The organism is Bacillus sp. DB-2 (assembly GCF_003315125.1).
In the GTDB taxonomy this organism is placed as follows: Bacteria; Bacillota; Bacilli; order Bacillales; family Bacillaceae_G; genus Bacillus_A; species Bacillus_A mycoides.
The window spans coordinates 34081-53834 of sequence record NZ_QNRN01000014.1; the positions used below are offsets into that span (position 1 = coordinate 34081).

General features: G+C 34.9%; 18 protein-coding genes. 15 read left to right on the forward strand and 3 right to left on the reverse strand.

Going from position 1 to position 19754, the window contains the following annotated elements; all coding sequences use genetic code 11:
* Positions 1-241 precede the first annotated feature (241 nt).
* The 15 genes from DET63_RS22145 to DET63_RS22215 all read left to right on the forward strand — a co-directional run bounded on the left by DET63_RS22145 (position 242) and on the right by DET63_RS22215 (position 17541).
* On the forward strand, positions 242-808 hold the full coding sequence (locus tag DET63_RS22145; protein ID WP_002169199.1) for a glycerol-3-phosphate responsive antiterminator: 567 nt from the start codon (positions 242-244) through the stop codon (positions 806-808).
* Positions 805-1902 (forward strand): ABC transporter ATP-binding protein, encoded by a 1098-nt coding sequence (locus DET63_RS22150; protein ID WP_113937862.1) that lies wholly within the window; start codon positions 805-807, stop codon positions 1900-1902. The genes DET63_RS22145 and DET63_RS22150 overlap by 4 nt, the downstream gene beginning before the upstream one ends.
* Positions 1902-2834, forward strand: coding sequence for a carbohydrate ABC transporter permease (locus DET63_RS22155; RefSeq protein ID WP_113937863.1), 933 nt, complete (start codon positions 1902-1904; stop codon positions 2832-2834). The genes DET63_RS22150 and DET63_RS22155 overlap by 1 nt, the downstream gene beginning before the upstream one ends.
* Positions 2831-3652, forward strand: coding sequence for a carbohydrate ABC transporter permease (locus DET63_RS22160; RefSeq protein ID WP_113937864.1), 822 nt, complete (start codon positions 2831-2833; stop codon positions 3650-3652). Before DET63_RS22155 ends, DET63_RS22160 begins: the two co-directional genes overlap by 4 nt.
* 27 nt (positions 3653-3679) lie before the next feature.
* Positions 3680-5056 (forward strand): ABC transporter substrate-binding protein, encoded by a 1377-nt coding sequence (locus tag DET63_RS22165; RefSeq protein WP_113937865.1) that lies wholly within the window; start codon positions 3680-3682, stop codon positions 5054-5056.
* A 419-nt stretch (positions 5057-5475) separates the two neighbouring features.
* A complete protein-coding gene (locus DET63_RS22170; protein WP_113937866.1) occupies positions 5476-6180 on the forward strand; it encodes a metallophosphoesterase family protein in 705 nt (234 codons plus the stop codon).
* A gap of 212 nt (positions 6181-6392) precedes the next feature.
* On the forward strand, positions 6393-7064 hold the full coding sequence (locus DET63_RS22175) for a response regulator transcription factor (protein ID WP_113937945.1): 672 nt from the start codon (positions 6393-6395) through the stop codon (positions 7062-7064).
* 11 nt (positions 7065-7075) lie between these two features.
* Complete coding sequence (locus DET63_RS22180; RefSeq protein WP_113937867.1) at positions 7076-8311, forward strand: sensor histidine kinase; 1236 nt, start codon at positions 7076-7078, stop codon at positions 8309-8311.
* A gap of 234 nt (positions 8312-8545) precedes the next feature.
* Positions 8546-9367 carry a transporter gene (locus tag DET63_RS22185; RefSeq protein WP_113937868.1) on the forward strand — a complete coding sequence of 274 codons (822 nt, stop codon included), beginning with the start codon at positions 8546-8548 and terminating at the stop codon, positions 9365-9367.
* A 43-nt stretch (positions 9368-9410) separates the two neighbouring features.
* The gene (locus DET63_RS22190) at positions 9411-10139 is read left to right on the forward strand and encodes a C39 family peptidase (protein ID WP_113937869.1); all 729 of its coding nucleotides are present in this window, start codon (positions 9411-9413) and stop codon (positions 10137-10139) included.
* A gap of 295 nt (positions 10140-10434) precedes the next feature.
* A complete protein-coding gene (locus DET63_RS22195) occupies positions 10435-12417 on the forward strand; it encodes a methyl-accepting chemotaxis protein (RefSeq protein WP_016093373.1) in 1983 nt (660 codons plus the stop codon).
* Positions 12418-12495: 78 nt separating this feature from the next.
* On the forward strand, positions 12496-14100 hold the full coding sequence (locus DET63_RS22200) for a sensor histidine kinase (protein ID WP_113937870.1): 1605 nt from the start codon (positions 12496-12498) through the stop codon (positions 14098-14100).
* A 2-nt stretch (positions 14101-14102) separates the two neighbouring features.
* Positions 14103-14810: a response regulator gene (locus tag DET63_RS22205; protein ID WP_002063727.1), complete on the forward strand. Its 708-nt coding sequence runs from the start codon at positions 14103-14105 to the stop codon at positions 14808-14810.
* Positions 14811-14932: 122 nt separating this feature from the next.
* Positions 14933-16279, forward strand: a complete 1347-nt coding sequence (locus tag DET63_RS22210; protein ID WP_016093372.1) for a 2-hydroxycarboxylate transporter family protein — start codon at positions 14933-14935, stop codon at positions 16277-16279.
* 59 nt (positions 16280-16338) lie between these two features.
* Complete coding sequence (locus tag DET63_RS22215) at positions 16339-17541, forward strand: NAD(P)-dependent malic enzyme (protein WP_002134310.1); 1203 nt, start codon at positions 16339-16341, stop codon at positions 17539-17541.
* Positions 17542-17743: 202 nt separating this feature from the next.
* On the opposite strand, the gene DET63_RS30795 is transcribed toward DET63_RS22215, so the two are convergent.
* The 3 genes from DET63_RS30795 to DET63_RS22225 form a co-directional block, all read right to left on the reverse strand.
* Positions 17744-17866, reverse strand: coding sequence for a hypothetical protein (locus DET63_RS30795; protein WP_002134312.1), 123 nt, complete (start codon positions 17864-17866; stop codon positions 17744-17746).
* 120 nt (positions 17867-17986) lie between these two features.
* A complete protein-coding gene (locus tag DET63_RS22220; protein ID WP_113937871.1) occupies positions 17987-18511 on the reverse strand; it encodes a DUF4871 domain-containing protein in 525 nt (174 codons plus the stop codon).
* A gap of 206 nt (positions 18512-18717) precedes the next feature.
* Positions 18718-19644 (reverse strand): DMT family transporter, encoded by a 927-nt coding sequence (locus tag DET63_RS22225; RefSeq protein WP_113937872.1) that lies wholly within the window; start codon positions 19642-19644, stop codon positions 18718-18720.
* Positions 19645-19754: the final 110 nt, after the last annotated feature.

Below are 19754 nucleotides of genomic sequence, written 5' to 3' on the forward strand. Positions count from 1 at the left end.
GTGAATATTAACATTCGATTAACATCTAATTAACAATTTATCAAAACTGACTTAATAAATGCGTAATATAGTAAAGGTAACAAAATAACTAGGGTAGAGAACATTTGAGAACACCCGCTTACATATAACGTGCCGCTTTCTTAAGTGTGCTCTATTCCCTAGAGTTCAAATAAGGAGAAAGGTGTTCTATGTAAGTAGGTGTTTTTAGTTTGGATAAAAATAGAAAAGCTAGGTGGAATAAATGTTTAAAGAACCTTATATTGCAATGATAAAGGATTGGGAAGGGTACAAAACATACAAAAAATTACCGAAAACAGTTTTTCTTATGACTGGTTCAATGCTGGAGTTACCAGAGCGTGTATATGAACTACAGAAACATGGACACGATGTATTTCTTCATTGTGATTTTATACAAGGCTTAAATACGAACACAGAGGAAGCACTTTTATATATTCAAGATGTTATCGGAGCACAAGGTATTATTTCGACAAAGGGATCGACAATTCGAAATGCCAATAAAATTGGATTGAAAACGATTCAACGCATTTTTATTGTTGATACTTTATCTCTTACAAAATCAATTGAAAATTGTAAAACGACTAAACCGAATGCAGTAGAGATTATGCCTGGCATTATGCCTTCTATTATTAAACAGCTAGCGGAGGAAATAAAATTCCCTATTATTGCAGGTGGGCTGATTCAAACGCGAGAGGATGCAGAAATCGCAATTCGTGCAGGAGCAAGTGCAATTTCAACGAGTCATTATGAAGTATGGATACAAGAAGAAAAAAGGAGTGCAACCTTGTGATTGAATTGAAAAATGTTTCAAAGGTATATAAAAATGCGGAAGAGACAGCAGTTAAAGACGTATCAGTTCATATTAAAAGAGGAGAATTTTTTGTTTTAGTTGGACCTTCGGGATGTGGAAAAAGTACATTATTACGAATGCTGGCTGGTTTAGAAGAAATTTCTTCGGGAGATTTAATGATTAATGAACATGTTGCAAATGATTTAGAGCCGAAAGACCGTAATCTATCAATGGTATTTCAAAATTATGCGTTATACCCACATTTATCTGTAGAAGAAAATATTTTATTTGGACTTAAGGTAAGAAAAGTACAGAAAGAAGAACGACAAAAACGATTGATGGAAGCTGTTGAGATGGTAGGGTTGAAGGAATATGTCAAAATGAAGCCTGGGCAACTATCAGGTGGGCAAAGACAGCGTGTTGCACTTGCTAGGGCCATCGTCAGTCAAGCACCGATTTGTTTAATGGATGAACCACTTTCGAATTTAGATGCGAAATTACGTGCACAGATGAGGATTGAAATTAGAGAAATTCAGCAACGATTAGGAATTACGATGATTTACGTTACTCACGATCAAATAGAAGCAATGACTATGGGAGATCGTATTATGGTTTTAAATAAAGGAACTATACAACAAGTTGGAACACCGCTTGATATATATAACGAACCAGCAAATGAATTTGTTGCAAGTTTTATAGGTTCGCCTTCTATGAATATAAATGATGGGGAAGTGGATAAAGAAAAAGGCATATTACATATAGGTCAATTGCAAATTCCATTTTCTATTGGACAGTTAAAGCAATTACCAGAAGGAATAATTCGAATCGGCATGCGTCCTGAGCATATTGCATTGTCTGAGGAAGGACAAGAAGTTACGCTGCAATCTGTAGAAGTATTAGGGAATGAATCTATATTAAACTTTGCGGTAAATGGAACAACTTGGAGTGCGAAAGTCATCGGACAGTTACTCCTGAACAAAGGTGACAAAGTAAAATTATTATTCTCGCAAGAAAAACTATGCTTCTTTCACCAAAATACGAATGAAAGATTAAAAGTGGTAGCTGAAGAAGAGTTGAAAGTGGTGGCGAAATAATGATTGAAGTAGGTAAGTTACCAGTTCAAACAACAGTGTCAAAAAAGAAGAGTTTATGGGGCAGAACGAAAGATTTAAGAATAGGATTATTGTTTTTGGCGCCATCTATTTTGTTATTTTCAATTTTTCTTTTCTATCCATTGTTTAGGACGATCTACTATAGCTTTTATTTAACAGATATACACGGAGAAGCTAATCTTTTCGTTGGCTTAGAAAATTATCAATATTTATTTTCGGATCCTGCTTTCTACAAAAGTATAAAGTCAACTTTATTATTTGTTTTATATACAGTGCCTACTAGCATTGTATTCGCCTTATTTCTTGCATTAATTGCAAATGAAAAAGTAAGAGGGATCGGGTTATTCCGAGTACTGTTTTCTTCAACGATGGGAATATCAGTAGCTGCTAGTGCAGTGATTTGGCTATTTTTATTTCATCCAAGTGTAGGGTTATTTAATAATATATTAGCCTCTATGAATCTTCCTGCAATCGCATGGTTAACGAGTCCAGAATGGGCACTGTTTTCTGTATCGGTTACAACGGTTTGGGTGAATACAGGATTTGCATTTTTAGTTATATTAGGTGGTTTACAAAATATTGATACGTCTTTATATGAGAGTGCATCTATAGATGGTGCTAGTTATTTATATAAGCTTCGCCGCGTCACATTACCGATGCTATCACCAACTTTATTCTTTATCGTGACAGTAACGTTAATTAGTGCGTTCCAAAGCTTTGGACAAATTGATATTTTAACGCACGGTGGACCGAATGATGCAACGAATTTAATTGTGTATTCAATTTATAAAGAGGCATTTGTGAATCATCAATTTGGAACAGCAAGTGCACAAGCTATGGTATTATTTATTTTCATTTTCATTGCTACATTACTTCAATTTAAGTTTGCTGAGAGAAAGGTGCATTATAAATGATCGTTAAACAGTGGAAACAAAATTTCCTATTATACATGCTGCTCATTATTAGTGCAGTAATGGTGTTTTTTCCTGTACTGTATGCGTTTTTAATAAGCTTTATGACACCAGACGATATTCAAATGAGAAGGTTATTTCCAACTCAATTTACTTTTGATAATTTCATTAATATTTTTCAAAAAGTACCTCTTTTTACATACTTATATAACAGTTTAATTGTATCGACAGTTGTTATGCTTGGACAACTTATCGTATCCAGTTTAGCAGCTTATGCTTTTGTTTTTCTTCAGTTTAAAGGTAGAAACTTAATTTTCTTCTTGTTTATTTCAACAATGCTTATTCCGTGGGAAGCGACGATGGTACCGAACTTTTTAACGATTCAAAACTTCGGATGGATTAATAGTTTTGCTGGGATGACGGTGCCGTTTTTTGCAACAGCTTTCGGTATTTTCTTACTACGTCAACATTTTATGACGCTTCCGAATGAACTGAAAGAAGCTGCTTTTATTGAAGGTATTGGAAATGTAAGGTTTTTATTCAGCGTAGTAATGCCGTATTGTAAAACGAGTTTTATTACTCTTGGAGTATATAGCTTTTTAACAACGTGGAATATGTATTTGTGGCCGCTTTTAGTAACCACTGATGAAAAAGTAAGAACGGTTCAAATTGGTGTAAAGCAGCTTCAATCTCAAGAAGTTGCAACTGATTGGGGCAGTGTAATGGCCGGTGTTACGGTTATCGTCATTCCAACATTGATTTTATTATTTTTAGGGCAAAAGCAATTACAAAAAGGATTAACAAAAGGTGCAATTAAATAAGCATACATAGGAAAAGGTGGGATTGAGATGAGTTTATTGAAAAAAAGTGCTGCTCTTTTAATGGCAGCCACAATGGCATTAACCGGCGCAGCTTGTTCAAATAGTAAAACAGAGGGGAAACCTGAAGCACAGGCAAAAGTAGCTCCAGTTGAAAAGAATGGTGATAAAACTGTAATTCGTTTCTGGCATGCAATGGGTGGAAAAACACAAGGTGTACTAGATGGGCTTGTTGCAGACTATAATAAGTCGCAGAATAAATACGAGATAAAGGCAGAGTTCCAAGGAACATACGAAGAGTCTTTAACGAAATTTAAAACGATGTCTGCAACGAAAGAAGCGCCAGCTCTTGTTCAATCGAGTGAAATTACAACGAAGTATATGATTGATAGCAAAAAGATTACGCCTATCGATAGTTGGATTAAAAAAGATAAGTACGATACATCAAAATTAGAAAAAGCAATTACGAACTATTATTCAGTTGATGAAAAAATGTATTCTATGCCGTTTAATTCATCTACACCAGTATTAATTTATAATAAGGATGCTTTCGCAAAGGCTGGATTAGATCCAGAGAAAGCTCCGAAAACATATGCAGAATTAAAAGAAGCGGCTAAAAAGTTAACGATTAAAGAAGGCGGAAATGTAAAACAGTATGGATTTTCAATGCTGAATTATGGTTGGTTCTTTGAAGAATTGTTAGCGACACAAGGTGCTTTATATGTAGACAACGAAAACGGCCGTAAAGATGCTGCAAAGAAAGCGGTATTTAACGGTAAAGAAGGACAGAAAGTATTTGGAATGTTAGATGAACTAAATAAAGCTGGTGCACTTGGAAAGTATGGAGCAAGTTGGGATGATATTCGTGCTGCGTTCCAGTCTGGACAAGTTGCTATGTATTTAGATTCTTCAGCAGGTGTTCGTGATTTAATTGATGCATCTAAGTTTAATGTAGGCGTTTCGTATATTCCGTATCCAGAAGATTCGAAACAAAATGGTGTTGTTATTGGCGGTGCATCATTATGGATGACGAATATGGTTTCAGAAGAAACGCAGCAAGGTGCGTGGGACTTTATGAAATATTTAACGAAGCCAGATGTACAAGCAAAATGGCATACAGCAACAGGATATTTCTCAATTAATCCAGATGCATATAATGAGCCGTTAGTAAAAGATCAATACGAAAAATATCCACAGCTAAAAGTAACAGTAGAACAATTGCAAGCGACGAAGCAATCTCTAGCAACTCAAGGGGCATTAATTAGTGTATTCCCAGAATCAAGAGATGCAGTTGTAAAAGCATTAGAAGCAATGTATGACGGAAAGAATAGTAAAGAAGCTTTAGATGAAGCTGCAAAAGCAACAGATAGAGCAATTAGTATTTCAGCCCGTACGAATCAAAAATAAGAGAAAGCCGTATCCTTATGAGGGATACGGCTTTCTTTATAAGGAGATAAGGGATCAAAGAAATGATGAATTCTTATCTATTTTATATGAGTAAAGGGTCTAGAAAGAATATTGTCCTTTTCATTATTTGTTTAACTCCATTGCAACTTGTTTACCATTTACGAAAACCTCTGCCACCGCTACTACAACTTCCATCACTTTTTTCATATCTCATCTCTCCTTGTTTTTTGTTTCATTTCTTACTTTTAGTATAAGGAAATGAAGTAATTGCAACCATCGAATTGGATGACAAGAGACTTACAGTGTTGTAAGGATAATAGTTTTATTTGTAATAAATGCTATTTCGGATTAGTATTCAGAAATTTCCTTCATTTTAATCTATAATTAGAAAGAGAATGGTTTAGAAAGAAGGAGAAGAAATGAAGAGAATACTTGTTATTAGTGATATTCATGGAGAAATAGAAAAGTTCGAACAGTTATTGGAAGAAGCTCAATACGATGCAAGACAGGATCAACTAATTTTGTTGGGGGATTATGTAGATCGTGGCCCGAATGCAAGTGCTGTCATTGAAAAGGTAAAAGAGTTAAAAGAAGAGGGAGCCTTCGTTTTAAAGGGAAATCATGAAGATATGATGATTAAGGCGTTAACGACAGATGAGGAACGTTCATGGAACCATTGGGTAAAAAGGAATGGTGGAGATAAAACGTTATATAGCTATGGATTTGTAGAAGAAGACATTGCGGTTAATGAGGAAAACTTCCAAAAACCGATTTTACAATCTCATATATTAGAGGAACATGTAACGTTTATTCAAGAATTAGATCATTACATTGAAACAGAGGAGTATATCTTTGTACATGCTGGTGTTGAGCCGATGAACCGAGTTTCTGAATCTGAACCATATACATTAATGTGGATCCGTAATGAATTTCATAATGGATATAGCGGCGAAAAGGTTGTTGTATTTGGCCATACGGAAACAAAAACGCTTCATGGTAGTGAGAATTGCGGAGTGTATTTTGGTAGTAATCGTATTATTGGAATTGATGGCGGGGCTGTGTATGGTGGTCAGTTAAATTGTTTGGAGTTGCCAAGTACAAAGGTATATGTAGTAAAAAATTGAAAGAGATAAGAGGAATCTTATTTCTTTCAATTTTTTATTAAGCAAAATTTAAGAAAGAGCCTTTATAATAAAGGTTCAAAATTTTATATCGAGCAAAACTTTAGAAGGAAATAGTTGAAAATGAAATTACATAATATGATTACATTATTTCGTTATGAAGAGAAGAGATGCAATAATAAAGAGAGTTGAAATAGATTGTGGAAGGTGAGAATATGCGCTTACTTGTAGTAGAAGATAATGCCTCGTTATTAGAGTCTATCGTACAAATTTTACGCGATGAATTTGAAGTAGATACAGCATTGAATGGAGAAGATGGATTATTTCTAGCTTTACAGAATATATATGATGCCATTTTGCTTGATGTGATGATGCCAGAAATGGACGGTTTTGAAGTGATTCAAAAAATACGTGATGAAAAGATTGAAACACCAGTCCTGTTTTTGACAGCGAGGGATTCTTTAGAAGATCGAGTGAAAGGGTTGGACTTTGGTGGAGATGATTATATTGTTAAACCGTTTCAGGCCCCTGAATTAAAAGCGAGAATTCGTGCATTACTACGCAGAAGTGGTAGTTTAACAACACAGCAGACCATTCGCTATAAAGGAATTGAATTGTTCGGAAAAGATAAAGACATTCAAGTAGATGGACAAGGTATTAAGCTGACATTAAAACAATACGAGCTACTAGAGTATCTCATTCAAAATAGCGGGAAGATTTTAATGCGTGAACAAATTTTCGATCGTGTTTGGGGATTTGATTCGGATACAACAGTAGCCATAGTAGAAGTGTATGTTCATCATTTACGTAAAAAATTAGAACCATTCGGTTATCAGAAAGATATTCAAACTGTTCGTGGTATTGGATATATATTAAAAGAACAATGAAAAAGGGAAGTATGTTTCAAAAAACACGCATTCGTTTGACTATAGTAAATTCATTAGTTTTTATCGTATTAATTGGGGTATTAGGCAGTATAATTTATTTATACACATATAATCGAATTTATGGTGCAGTAGATAAATCATTTGAAAAAATAATTGAATATAAAGATGGGGTTAAATCTAAGAATCCTCCAAAGGGAGGCATGAAAAATATTCAAATTGGGGATCCAAGAGTCATGAAGTTGTTCTGGAAGGGAAATACAATCTCAATGGATGAGAAAAACCCTAGATTTTTCTCTATTTTTACAGAGAATATTCCAGCTTTTGCGCCAAAAAAATTAGGAGTTCTTCAGGATATAGAAGTAAAGGGGCATTATTTCAGAACATTAGCGTTTCAGGATGACGGACAAATTGTGCAAATCGTACGTGATACAACAGCCGAAAAAGAAATGATAAATACTTTATTTTTAATTCTCGTTATAGGTTGCAGCATAGGAAGTCTATGTGCAATAGGAATCGGCTTTTTCCTAGCGGGTAGAGCACTCATACCGATTCAAAATTCATGGGAGAAACAGCAGCAGTTCGTTTCGGACGCATCGCATGAATTAAGAACACCACTTGCGGTTATTCAATCAAAAACAGATGTATTATTCCAGTCACCATCTGCGACGATAGAAGAAAAGGCGATGGATATTTCTACAATTTCAAAGGAATGTAGACGGCTATCAAAACTAGTTAACAATTTATTATTGTTAGCACGTTCGGATTCTAATCAAATCGAGATGGATAAGAAAACATTTGAAGTGGATAAATTGTTAGAAGAAATAGTAGATCCATATAAAGAGATTGCTTCTTATCAAGAAAAAGAGATGATATTAAAAGTAGAACGTGACATATCGTTTATTGGCGATAGAGAGAGAATTCATCAATTGATGGTCATATTGCTAGATAATGCAATGAAGTATACGAATGAAGGTGGATATATTCAAATTACTTGTATGCAAACGAGTAGTTCGATTCGCATACAAGTGAAGGATAACGGGATAGGAGTTAAAGAAGTGGATATTCCAAAGTTATTTGATCGTTTTTATCAAGGAGATAAAGCAAGAAGTCCATCAGAAGGAGCGGGGTTAGGTCTTTCAATCGCTAATTGGATTGTAGAAAAGCATTATGGAAAAATATCGGTAGAGAGCAAATGGGGAGAAGGAACTTGTTTTGAAGTGATTTTCCCTAAAAACCAAAGAATATAAGTGAGAAGACGATCTTGTTTTTACAAGGTCGTCTTTTTTTTAAGGGAAAGTTAAGAAACAACTTGTATCATGTATTACATAATGGAAACTTGTGATGGAAAGAAAAATTGTAAGTTTTTTTGAATGAACTGGATAAATCATAAGGTTATTTCTAACAGAGATGAAGTTTATGTATAGTATAAAAAAAATTATGGGAAAGCTGGGAAAAGAAAGCGTGAGAGGGAGGAAGAAGTCTTGAAAAAGAAAATGATGACGGTATTCACTATTGGAGTAATGAGTTTAAGTATATTAGGGGGTGCCTCTCCTTCTGGAATGAAAAAAGGAAAGACAGATTACACGCAGCGTAGTAAAGAACAATTAAATGATGGGAAAATACATGCAATGCATACAGAAGAAAAAGCAGAAAAGTTAGGCATTGAAACGGATGGGAAAGAACAAATTACGTTAGAAAAAGAAATTCATGAGACTGAGGTAGGAAGAGAAGCAGAACAATTAGGTATTTCGGCAGAAGGAAAAGATGTCGGAACTCTTTCAGAAGAAATCTATGAAACAAAAGTGAAGCAAGAAGCGTCAAAACTAGGCATATCTATAGATAATACATCGATTGTGAATTTGATTACTCAAATTAATACGATTAAAATTAATGATGAAGCGGATAAATTAGGTATTTCGACAAATGGAAAAGAAATAGAAGACATTGCGGAAGAAATCTATGGAACGAAAGTAAGAGAAGAAGCAGGAAAGTTAGGTATTTCTCAAAAAGGAAAAGAGATGGAAGATTTAGCACAAGAAGTGTACGAACAAAAAGTGCAGGGAGAAGCAAAAAAATATCATATTGATTTATACGGCAAAGATATATATCAAGTATTAAGAGAAATTAATGAACAAAAAGTAGTAGAAATGGCAGATGAGCTTAATATGGATAGAACGAATATAGGCATTCAAGAGCTAGCGGAAAAAATAAAACGAGAACAACCTGAAAAAGGAAAAGAACTAAAATTTGTACCGATGATTCAAACAGATGCTGATGCGTTTTATTCGTATTTAACGAATTAAAAAGGGCGTGAGAGTGATACGGAAATGGAAGTGGTATATATGTATGTCCGTACTATGTATAGGAATATGGGGTGCATATACAAATGGGATTACAGAGTATGTGGAGAAAGTAAAGGGATTACTATTATCAAGTATACAAAGTCAAAAACGAATAGAGTTTAGTAATAACGATGAAAAAGTCATGTTATCAAATGTGCCTTTAATTCAGCAGTTACCAGAGCTAGAGAGAGGCTGCGAAGTGACAAGCTTAGCGATGATGTTACAATACGCAGGTGTTTCTGTAGATAAGATGAAATTAGCAAATGAAATAAAAAAAGTTAATTTTATGGAAGATGGTGTACGTGGGAATCCGAATGAAGGATTTGTAGGGAATATTTATACCTTTTCTGAATCTGGATACGGTGTATATCACGGACCACTTTTTCAGTTAGCGAAAAAATATTTACCTAATAAAGCTGTGGACTTAACAGGGAAGAGTATAGAAGAAATTTATAAGAGTGTAAAAGCAGGGCAACCGGTAGTCATGATTACGAATGCAACATATGTTCCTTTAGATGAAGATGAATTTACTACATGGGAAACAAATAGTGGGGATGTTTCTATTACGTATAATGAACATTGTGTTGTACTTGTTGGGCACGATAAGGAATCTGTATATATTCGAGATCCCCTCGATGATAGCTTAGATGTAAAAGTGCCAAGAGGAAACTTTGAACAGGCATGGGTGCAGATGGGGAGTCAGGCAATTAGCTATGTAAATAACTCCAAATAAATTAGGAAGAAGAGCATGAACTATATAACTATAAGATGAAGGATAAAGATTTAAGGAATTGTAAGAGAAGTTTTGTAGATTTTTTTTTGAAGAGAAGCTGTTAAGAAATAAGAGAACTTTAGCTTATTATATATGCTAAAGTTCTCTTATTTTTTAGGATTAAAATGTTTAGGAGAAGCGGATATGTAAAAATGCATAATTGACGAAAAAATTACATGTTATCATTATATATTGTTTTATACATGTTGATTGTATAAAATTACACAAGTGTTCTATTACATAAAGGAGGCTTATTATGCAAAATATATTCAATTGGGTTAAAAGCATGAGTATCAAGAAAAAATTAATCATTTCATTTTTTATTATTTTAACTATACCAGGACTTATTATCGGTGGTGTTTCATATCAAACTGCCAAAACAAATTTTGAACATCAAATGACAGATAAAGCAAAGGAGAATATTTCAGTTTTAAATACTGTTATTTCTCAAAATATAGAAGAGAAATTTGTTGATGCGACGTACTTTGCAGAAATCTTAACAGAGGATACATATCCAAATGGACAAGAAGAAATAGTAAGAACGAAGTTAGCACAATATATAAAGCTTCATCCAGAAGTAGAAGGTATTTATATTGGAACGCAGACGGGGAAGTTTATAAGAGAACCATTTATTCAAATGTCTGATGGCTATAATCCAACAGATAGATCGTGGTATAAAGAAGCGCATGAAAATAAAGGAAAGGTAATTGTTACTGCACCGTATCAATCAGCATCTACAAAAAATATGGTAGTGACAATTGCTAAGGAAGTAAAAGATGGTAAAGGTGTTATAGGGATTAACTTGAATTTGGATAACATCCTAAAGGTTTCAAAAATGATTAACATTGGTGAAAAAGGCTATGCAGTTATTTTAGATCAAAATAAGCAAATTGTTAGTCATCCGTCTAGAAAACCAGGTTCAAAGGTTACTGAGCCTTGGATTAAACCAATTTATGAAGACAAACAAGGAAATGTATCTTATACAGAACAAGCTGATAGAAAGAATTTAATCTTTGCAACAAATGAGAAAACAGGATGGAAGATAGTTGGAGTTATGTTTGACGAAGAAATTACCCAAGCTGCGAATCCAGTGTTTTATAAGACTTTGATTGTCATTGCTATCGCTATTGCATTTGGTAGTGTATTAATTTATTTCATTACAAATTCTATTACAAGGCCATTACGAAAAATAGCTGATTCGGCACATAAGATTAGTAAGGGGGATTTGACAGAAAAAATTACTATTTACTCCAAGGATGATATAGGAAAATTAGGGGATTCATTTAATGAAATGTCTACCTCTTTACAAGATGTGATTACCCAAATTAGCTTTTCAGCAGAACATGTTGCAGCATCGGCAGAAGAATTAACAGCGAGCGTACAGCAAGCGAATGATGCGACAGATCAAATTACAATTGCAATGGAACAAGTATCAGGTGGGGCTGAATCACAAAGCCAAGGTGTTGAAGAAGGCGCGGCTACATTACAACAAGTAAATACAGCAATTCAAGATGTAACTGGAAGCGCAGAGTCAATTTCTATTTCCTCATTACATGCGCGAGAAAGAGCTGAAGAGGGAGAAGATTTAGTTGAACAAACCGCAAAACAAATGCAGTCTATTTCTAGGTCGGTATCCCAGTCAGATGCTATTATTAAACTTCTTGATGAAAAATCAAAGCAGGTAGGAGCTATTTCTGAAGCAATTCAAACCATTGCTACTCAAACGAACTTATTAGCTTTAAATGCGGCTATTGAGGCAGCAAGAGCAGGGGAACAGGGCCGAGGCTTTGCTATTGTAGCAGATGAAGTAAGAAAGTTAGCAGAGCAATCAGGAGAATCATCTGGAGAGATTGCAAATTTAATTGCAGAAATTAAGGCTGATATTGAACATACTGTTAAGGCAATGGATAATGTGAGTGGGGAAGTTCAGCAGGGCTTAGATGTTGTAACGAAAACGAAAGTAAGTTTTACAGAAATTTTAAGTTCTACTACTCATATTGTTTCTCAGGTTAATCAAATGGTAGAAACAACGAAGAGAATCGCTGGAGATGCAAATGAGGTGACAAATGCTATTGATGAAATTGCAGCGGCGGCAGAAGAAAATACAGCTAGTATGCAAAGTGTTGCAGCTTCAACAGAAGAACAAGTAAATTCGATGGAAGAAATTAGTTCAGCTTCACAAAACTTAGCTGAGATGGCCGAAGAACTACAAGCAATGACTAGTAAATTTAAAGTATAATAACAGCAAATAAGTAAGGTGAAAATAATATCACCTTACTTATTTTTCTATTCAGCAATTAGGGGAGTCATTAACGGGATGAAAAAAAGAAAAAGACTATGGAATTTATGGAAAACGATTACATTATTAGTGTGTACCGTTGTCATTTTTTCTTTACTTGTGACAGATATTTTAATCAGCCATAATGTTGAACGAACGACAGAAGAAAGCCAAGCAGAGAAGGCAAAAACGATTGCACATATTGTAGCGAATGATTCGGTGGTAATCGATGGTTTAATTGGGAAAGCAGATACATCCGCCATCCAAACGTATACAAATAGGATATTAAAAAATACAGGTGTTCAATTTATTGTCGTTATGGACATGGATGGGATAAGAAAGTCTCATCCAAATCCTCAAAAAATAGGTCTTCATTTCGTTGGAGGGGATGAAGGAACGGTATTGAAGGGAAAGGAACACGTATCTTTAGCAGAAGGAACTTTAGGGATTTCAATGCGAGTATTCGTTCCTGTTTTTGCTGACACAGGTGAACAGCTTGGTGCGGTTGCTGTTGGTATTTCAGCAGATAATGTAAAAGAGAGAGTTAAGGAAAGTAGACATATTATTTATATTGGTGTCGGAGTTGGATTGTTAATTGGCATTATAGGAGCGATATTGCTAGCTAGACATATAAAGAAGAGTCTGTTTGGTCTGGAACCGCACAGGATAGCGAAAATTCTTGAAGAAAGAAATACGATGTTACAATCGGTCAAAGAAGGTATTATTGCTGTAGATAAAGAAGCGAAAGTAACGTTAATTAATAATGAAGCAAAACGGCTATTTAAGAAAAGTGGACTTGAAGAAGACTTTATTGGTAAAGATGTTGAATTGTATATGCCGAATTCACGTATAAAAGAAGTGTTGCAAACAGGAGAGGTACAATTAAACGAAGAACAAAAAATTTATGGGATTACGATTGTTACGAATCGTGTTCCTTTATATGTAAAAGGAGAAATAGTTGGTGCGATTGCAACATTTCGTGATAAAACAGAAATCAGAAAATTGGCAGAAGAATTAACTGGTATTAGGCTATATGCGGAAGCATTACGGGCACAATCTCATGAATTTATGAATAAAATGCATGTCGTATTAGGGCTAACACATATGAAACAGTATGAAGAATTGCAGAAATATGTAAGTAGTATGGTATCAGAGCATCAATATGAAATTGGGGGGATTATGAAAAAAATTCAAAGCCCAGTATTTGCTGGTTTTTTATTAGGTAAACTTAGCTATGCTAGAGAGAAAAATATAAAGTTAATTATAAGTGAAGGCTCTTATTTACCAGAAATATATGATGAAAGTATGATTCATGAACTTATTACGATTGTCGGAAACTTAATTGATAATGCGTTAGATGCGGTAGCGAATTGTAAAAAGAAGCAAGTTGAAGTTGGTATACAGTATGGGGACACAGACACATTAATTATTACAGTACAAGATGCGGGGAAAGGTATACAAGAAGAGGAGATGGATGCATTATTTACAAAAGGTTATTCCACAAAGGGAGATAATCGCGGTTATGGTTTGTATCTTGTAAAAGAAAGTATACAGCGAATAAATGGGGAAATTCATATTCATTCATTGGTAGGAGAAGGAACAACGATAACAATTGAAATACCTAATAGTAGGGATGAGAGGTAAAGATGATTAAAGTTTTAATTGTAGAAGATGATCCGATGGTTGCGATGTTAAATACGCATTATTTAGAGCAAGTGGGAGGATTTGAACTTGTTCATGCAGTTAACTCAGTTAAAGAAGCGATAGAAGTATTAGAGAAGTCACGGGTAGACTTCATATTACTTGATATTTTTATGCCTGAGGAGACTGGATTTGAGCTGTTAATGTATATTCGAAATCAAGAAAAAGAAATTGATATTATGATGATTTCAGCTGTGCATGATATGGGAAGTATCAAAAAAGCATTACAATACGGGGTTGTAGATTATTTAATTAAACCCTTTACATTTGAACGATTTAAAGAGGCGTTAACTGTATATCGAGAAAAATTTACTTTCATGAAAGAACAACAAAAAATTAGTCAATCGGAATTAGATTCATTAATTTTGCAAAAAGAAAGAAGAGAGCCAACTGTCACTAAAGAGCTTCCGAAAGGATTAACAAAGCAAACATTGCAACTCATTTGGCAGAAAATCGCATCGCTTAATGGACAAGCATTTACAACTGATGAAATGGCGCAATTAGTAGGGGTCTCGAGAGTTTCTATTCGAAAGTATGTAATGTTTTTGACTGAAATCGGAGTATTAGAGAATGAAATGGTGTATCAAAATGTGGGAAGACCGGTGAGTAAATTAAGGTGTATTGACCGGAATAAAATAGACTTTTACGTATAAGCGACTTATTATAGGTCGCTTATACTTTTTTTAATTACAAAACCAGTTACAAAACTTACAAAAACTATTTTTACTATTGAAAGCGTTTTAATATTGTTATTAAGAAAACAAGGGGGTGCCATATGGGAATTCAAAAGAATGTGGAAGCGGTATCATTTTCTGAAGGCAATGAATTGAAAAGTGAATCTTTCGCTTCTAAAATTATGAACGTTAAAATCGGTGTTATACCTTTACCGTTATATGTAGTATTGGCTGCTATTATTTATGGAGCATCTGTATATAATAAATTACCAGCAGATATGATTGGTGGTTTTGCAGTTATTATGATCATGGGTATTTTCTTAGGTGACATTGGGATGAGAATTCCAATATTAAAAAATATCGGTGGTCCAGCAATTCTCTCATTATTTATTCCATCGTTACTTGTATTTTTTAACTGGATGAATCCAGCTTCAATGGAAGCTGCGACTATGTTAATGAAAAAATCAAACTTTTTATATTTATATATTTCTTGTTTAGTAGTTGGAAGTATTTTAGGAATGAACCGTAAAGTGTTAGTGCAGGGTTTCGTTCGTATGTTTATTCCTTTAGTAGTAGGGACGTTAGCTTCTGTAGCAGTGGGCTTACTAGTCGGTTCACTATTTGGATTTGAAATGAAGCAGACATTTTTCTTTATCATCGTACCAATTGTGAGTGGTGGTATCGGGGAAGGGATTTTACCATTGTCGCTAGCTTATAGTGATATTTTAAATGAATCATCAGCAACGTTTGTATCACAGCTTATTCCGGCAGCTATTATTGGGAATATGTTTGCAATCGTGAGTGCAGGGTATATGAAGCGTTTAGGTGAGAAGAGACCTGAGCTTAGTGGTAACGGTGTATTAGTGAAAACAGATAATCAAGCAGAGTTATTAAAAGAACAAAATACAGAGAAGCCAATTGACTTCTCATTAATGGGCGCAGGTTTATTAATTGCGTGTACGTTCTTCATCTTTGGAGGATTTGCTTCTAAGTTCATCGGTATTCCAGGAGCAATCATTATGATTTTCTCAGCGGCACTTGTGAAATACTTTAAATTAATGCCAGCAAAAATGGAACAAGGAGCATTCCATTTATATAAATTTATTTCAAAGAATTTAACTTGGCCGCTAATGGTCGGTTTAGGATTGCTATATATTCCGTTAAAAGACGTAGCGGCAGTTCTTTCTGTAGGATATGTTGTTGTTTGTGCATCGGTTGTTCTTACAATGGTAGCGTCAGGTTTTCTTATAGGAAAAGTGATGAAAATGTATCCAGTTGAATCAGCGATTGTAACTGGATGTCATAGCGGTTTAGGTGGAACTGGAGATGTTGCTATTTTATCAGCTTCAAATCGTATGGAATTAATGCCATTTGCGCAAATTTCGACGCGTTTAGGCGGGGCAGCAATGGTTGTAACAGCGACAATCTTATTAACAATGTTTTCATGATCAAACAAGCTAGCTATATTCATATAGCTAGCTTGTCAAATTAAGGGGAGATTATAAGTATGTTAGAAAATCAAATTAATGAAAGATCATTGTTATTGCATAAAGAGTTAGTAGGGAAAATTGAGATTACAAGTAAGGTAGAAGTAAATACAGCGGATGATTTAAGCCTGACTTATACACCAGGTGTAGCGGAGTCTTGCAAAGCAATTGCGGCAGATGAAGAAACAGCGTATGACTATACAGCAAGAGGGAATATGGTTGCAGTTGTTTCAGATGGAACAGCAGTACTTGGTTTAGGGAATATTGGGCCGAAAGCGGCTATGCCTGTTATGGAAGGGAAAAGTATTTTATTTAAAAAGTTTGCGAATGTAGATGCTTTCCCGTTATGTTTAGGGACGACGGATGTGGATGAAATCGTTACCCTTGTGAAAAATCTAGAGCCTACATTTGCAGGTATTAATTTAGAGGATATTGCAGCACCACGCTGTTTTGAAATTGAAAAACGATTAAAAGAAGAAACGAATATTCCTGTATTTCATGATGATCAGCATGGGACGGCTATTGTTGTTTTAGCAGCTGTTATTAATGCATTAAAAGTTGTAAGTAAACAAATGGACGATGTGAAAATTGTTATTAACGGTGCGGGTTCGGCAGGAATTGCAATTGGAAAATTATTATTAAAAGCTGGCGCAAAACATATTACGTTAGTTAGTTTAGAAGGTATTGTTTGTGAAGGTGAAACATGGATGAACGAAGCACAAATCGAAGTTTCAGAGAAGACAAATCGCGAATATGTACGTGGAACATTAAAAGAAGCGATTCATCAGGCTGATATTTTCATTGGCGTATCTGCTCCTAACGTATTAACGAAAGAACTTGTACAGACGATGAATGAGAAAGCGATTGTGTTTGCAATGGCGAATCCAATTCCAGAAATATTCCCAGAAGATGCATTAGAAGCTGGAGCTGCTGTAGTTGGAACTGGTCGTTCTGATTATTCAAATCAAGTAAATAATGTATTAGCGTTCCCTGGTATATTCCGTGGTGCATTAGACGTACGCGCGACTGATATTACAGAAGAGATGAAATTAGCAGCAGCATATGGGATCGCTAACATAATTACGGACGAAGAGCGTAATGCGAATTATGTAATTCCAAATCCATTAGATAAAAGAGTTGTTCCAAGTGTTGCAGAAGTAGTAGCGAAAGCAGCCATTGATTCAGGAGTGGCGCAAATTACGAAAATGCCAAGTTATAAATAGTCAAAAGCAGCGCCTTAAAAAGGCACTGCTTTTTTTGAGATAAGAAATCAAAATAATGAAGAAGTGTAAATTTATTCAAGCCCCTTTCATTATTTATCCCACATTAACGGGCAGTAAGACTCCCAACTCAAAATTCAGTGGATGCAAGGAAGTTAGTTGGGAGATCCACTGCCCGTAAAAGCCCGATTGGTTCAACTAATATTCAGCGGGGGATGGGGAAAACCCCCACTGAATAAAGTTTCACTTTATTTAATTCCATTGCAACTTGTTTACCATTTACTAAAACCTCAGTTACTGCTACGATCACTTCTATCATTTTTTTCATCTCTCATCTCTCCTCGCTTCATTTCTTATTTTAAGTATAAGAGAAGAGAGATAATCCAACTATCGAAGTACGTGACGTAGAAATTACATTGTTGTAAGGAAGTGTTTCAGTTTTGTCACTTTATTCGGCATTGATTACAAATTGATCATAATATTTTTCATTCACATATATGTTTAATACCCATAATCCAGATGAAGGTAGTGACATTACGAGAGGGAGTTCCTTTATGGTTGTATCGACTGTATTTGAAGTAGTCCAAGTTTGTTTGGAAGTTTCTTTTTGAAAGAGTACTGGTGTTGGAGTTGTAGTTCCTTGTTTTAACGCGATAATAGATAGTTTTCCAGTTGGCATTTCAGGATCCAGGAAGAACCACATTATTTCATTTTGCTCATTTGCGATAATAGAGCTATCAGCCATTGCAATTTTTCTTTCAATGCCTTTTAACGGTATTTTTCCTTCTACGAATGATGGTGCTTCTTCCCAATTTACATCTTTTAAGACACTAAGGTGAAAAAAGGAAGGTGCGTTAATTTGAGAGGATGACGTTTCTATTACTTCTTTTTTAGGTGCATTTGAATCGGGTTGCATTTGCGCGCAGCCAGTAATGAGGAAGGAGAAAAGTAGCATAGTTCCGATTTTTTTCATAGTGCCACACTCCTAATTTTTATTGTTAGTGTAATTGTATTTGCTAGCAGGCGGGACAATTCCTTTAAATCATAAAAAGAGGTCGTAAGTTTTGTACGACCTCTTTTGACATTTTCTATCCCGCATTAACTGCCCGTAAACGCCCGATTGGTGCGGGCTAATAATCAGTGGGGATGAACAAAACCTCCACTGATTAAAGTTTCACTTTATATTTGCTCAGTTGAAAAGGTTGGTTCGCTCTCTTTTTGAGGCATTGTTAAGAAAATAACAGAAAGAACGATACATACTCCGCCTAATAATTGATATGCTCCAAAAGACTCATTAAGCCAGGTGATTGAAACGATGGCAGCTACAAGTGGTTCAATGCTAGATAAAATACTTGTTTCTGTTGCTGCTAAATATTTAAGACTCCCGATATAAAGAAGGAAAGAAAGAGTGCCACTTATAATGATAAGAATAAGCATAGAAAAAGTTTGAAGTGTGAAAGTTTGCGAAATCTGATTCCATCCAAAAGAACGATTACAAATAAGCAGTGCGATCCCTCCAATTAACATCCCCCAGCCAATTACTATAGTTGTTCCGCATTCTTTAATAAGAGAAGCCGGATGAAGGGTATAAAACGCAAAACCAATCGCTGTTAACAGGCCGAAAGTAATAGCTGCTTTAGATAAAACAATATTTTCAATTGAACCGTTTGTAATAATAAAGTATGTCCCTGTTAGAGCAGTTATAATTGCGAGTATTTGCATAGAAGCAGGGAATTTCTTTTGCTCAAACGCAACGTAAATGGTAATAAGAACAGGACCTAGAAATTGAAATAGTGTTGCTGTGACCGCATTACTAATATGAACTGTTTCGATAAAAGCGTACTGCGCACCAAGCATGCCAAGAATAGAGAAAATTATAAGTTGTATAAAGTGTTTAGGATGTTTCCAAATGTGAAATATGTTTTGTTTTGTAATAAGCAAGAAAGCCAAAATGAATATTCCTGCGAGTAACAGGCGAATTGTTAAAAAATCAATTGATGATACGTTCGTATGTTGAAATAGCCACTGAATCATGGGACCAGATAATCCCCATAGGGTAGCTCCTGTAATAATCATCATAAGTCCGATGCGTCTACCATTGTTCATTATCATGCATCTCCTCTCTAGTATTTGATTATTAATGTGTTACATGATAAAAAGAATTATATAGAACTTCTGGTACTGTAAAAAGTATCAGTTATGTGTTTTTGAGAGGG

Bases quoted from the DNA above. Each gene is read 5' to 3' on its own strand.
- DET63_RS30795 (WP_002134312.1), bottom strand. From the start codon at position 17,866: ATGAAAAAAATGATAGAAGTGATCGTAGCAGTAACTGAGGTTTTAGTA.
- DET63_RS22160 (WP_113937864.1), top strand. From the start codon at position 2,831: ATGATCGTTAAACAGTGGAAACAAAATTTCCTATTATACATGCTGCTC.
- DET63_RS22220 (WP_113937871.1), bottom strand. From the start codon at position 18,511: ATGAAAAAAATCGGAACTATGCTACTTTTCTCCTTCCTCATTACTGGC.
- DET63_RS22215 (WP_002134310.1), top strand. From the start codon at position 16,339: ATGTTAGAAAATCAAATTAATGAAAGATCATTGTTATTGCATAAAGAG.
- DET63_RS22180 (WP_113937867.1), top strand. From the start codon at position 7,076: ATGTTTCAAAAAACACGCATTCGTTTGACTATAGTAAATTCATTAGTT.
- DET63_RS22200 (WP_113937870.1), top strand. From the start codon at position 12,496: ATGAAAAAAAGAAAAAGACTATGGAATTTATGGAAAACGATTACATTA.
- DET63_RS22165 (WP_113937865.1), top strand. From the start codon at position 3,680: ATGAGTTTATTGAAAAAAAGTGCTGCTCTTTTAATGGCAGCCACAATG.
- DET63_RS22225 (WP_113937872.1), bottom strand. From the start codon at position 19,644: ATGAACAATGGTAGACGCATCGGACTTATGATGATTATTACAGGAGCT.
- DET63_RS22195 (WP_016093373.1), top strand. From the start codon at position 10,435: ATGCAAAATATATTCAATTGGGTTAAAAGCATGAGTATCAAGAAAAAA.
- DET63_RS22190 (WP_113937869.1), top strand. From the start codon at position 9,411: ATGTCCGTACTATGTATAGGAATATGGGGTGCATATACAAATGGGATT.
- DET63_RS22145 (WP_002169199.1), top strand. From the start codon at position 242: ATGTTTAAAGAACCTTATATTGCAATGATAAAGGATTGGGAAGGGTAC.
- DET63_RS22205 (WP_002063727.1), top strand. From the start codon at position 14,103: ATGATTAAAGTTTTAATTGTAGAAGATGATCCGATGGTTGCGATGTTA.
- DET63_RS22170 (WP_113937866.1), top strand. From the start codon at position 5,476: ATGAAGAGAATACTTGTTATTAGTGATATTCATGGAGAAATAGAAAAG.
- DET63_RS22210 (WP_016093372.1), top strand. From the start codon at position 14,933: ATGGGAATTCAAAAGAATGTGGAAGCGGTATCATTTTCTGAAGGCAAT.
- DET63_RS22175 (WP_113937945.1), top strand. From the start codon at position 6,393: ATGCGCTTACTTGTAGTAGAAGATAATGCCTCGTTATTAGAGTCTATC.
- DET63_RS22155 (WP_113937863.1), top strand. From the start codon at position 1,902: ATGATTGAAGTAGGTAAGTTACCAGTTCAAACAACAGTGTCAAAAAAG.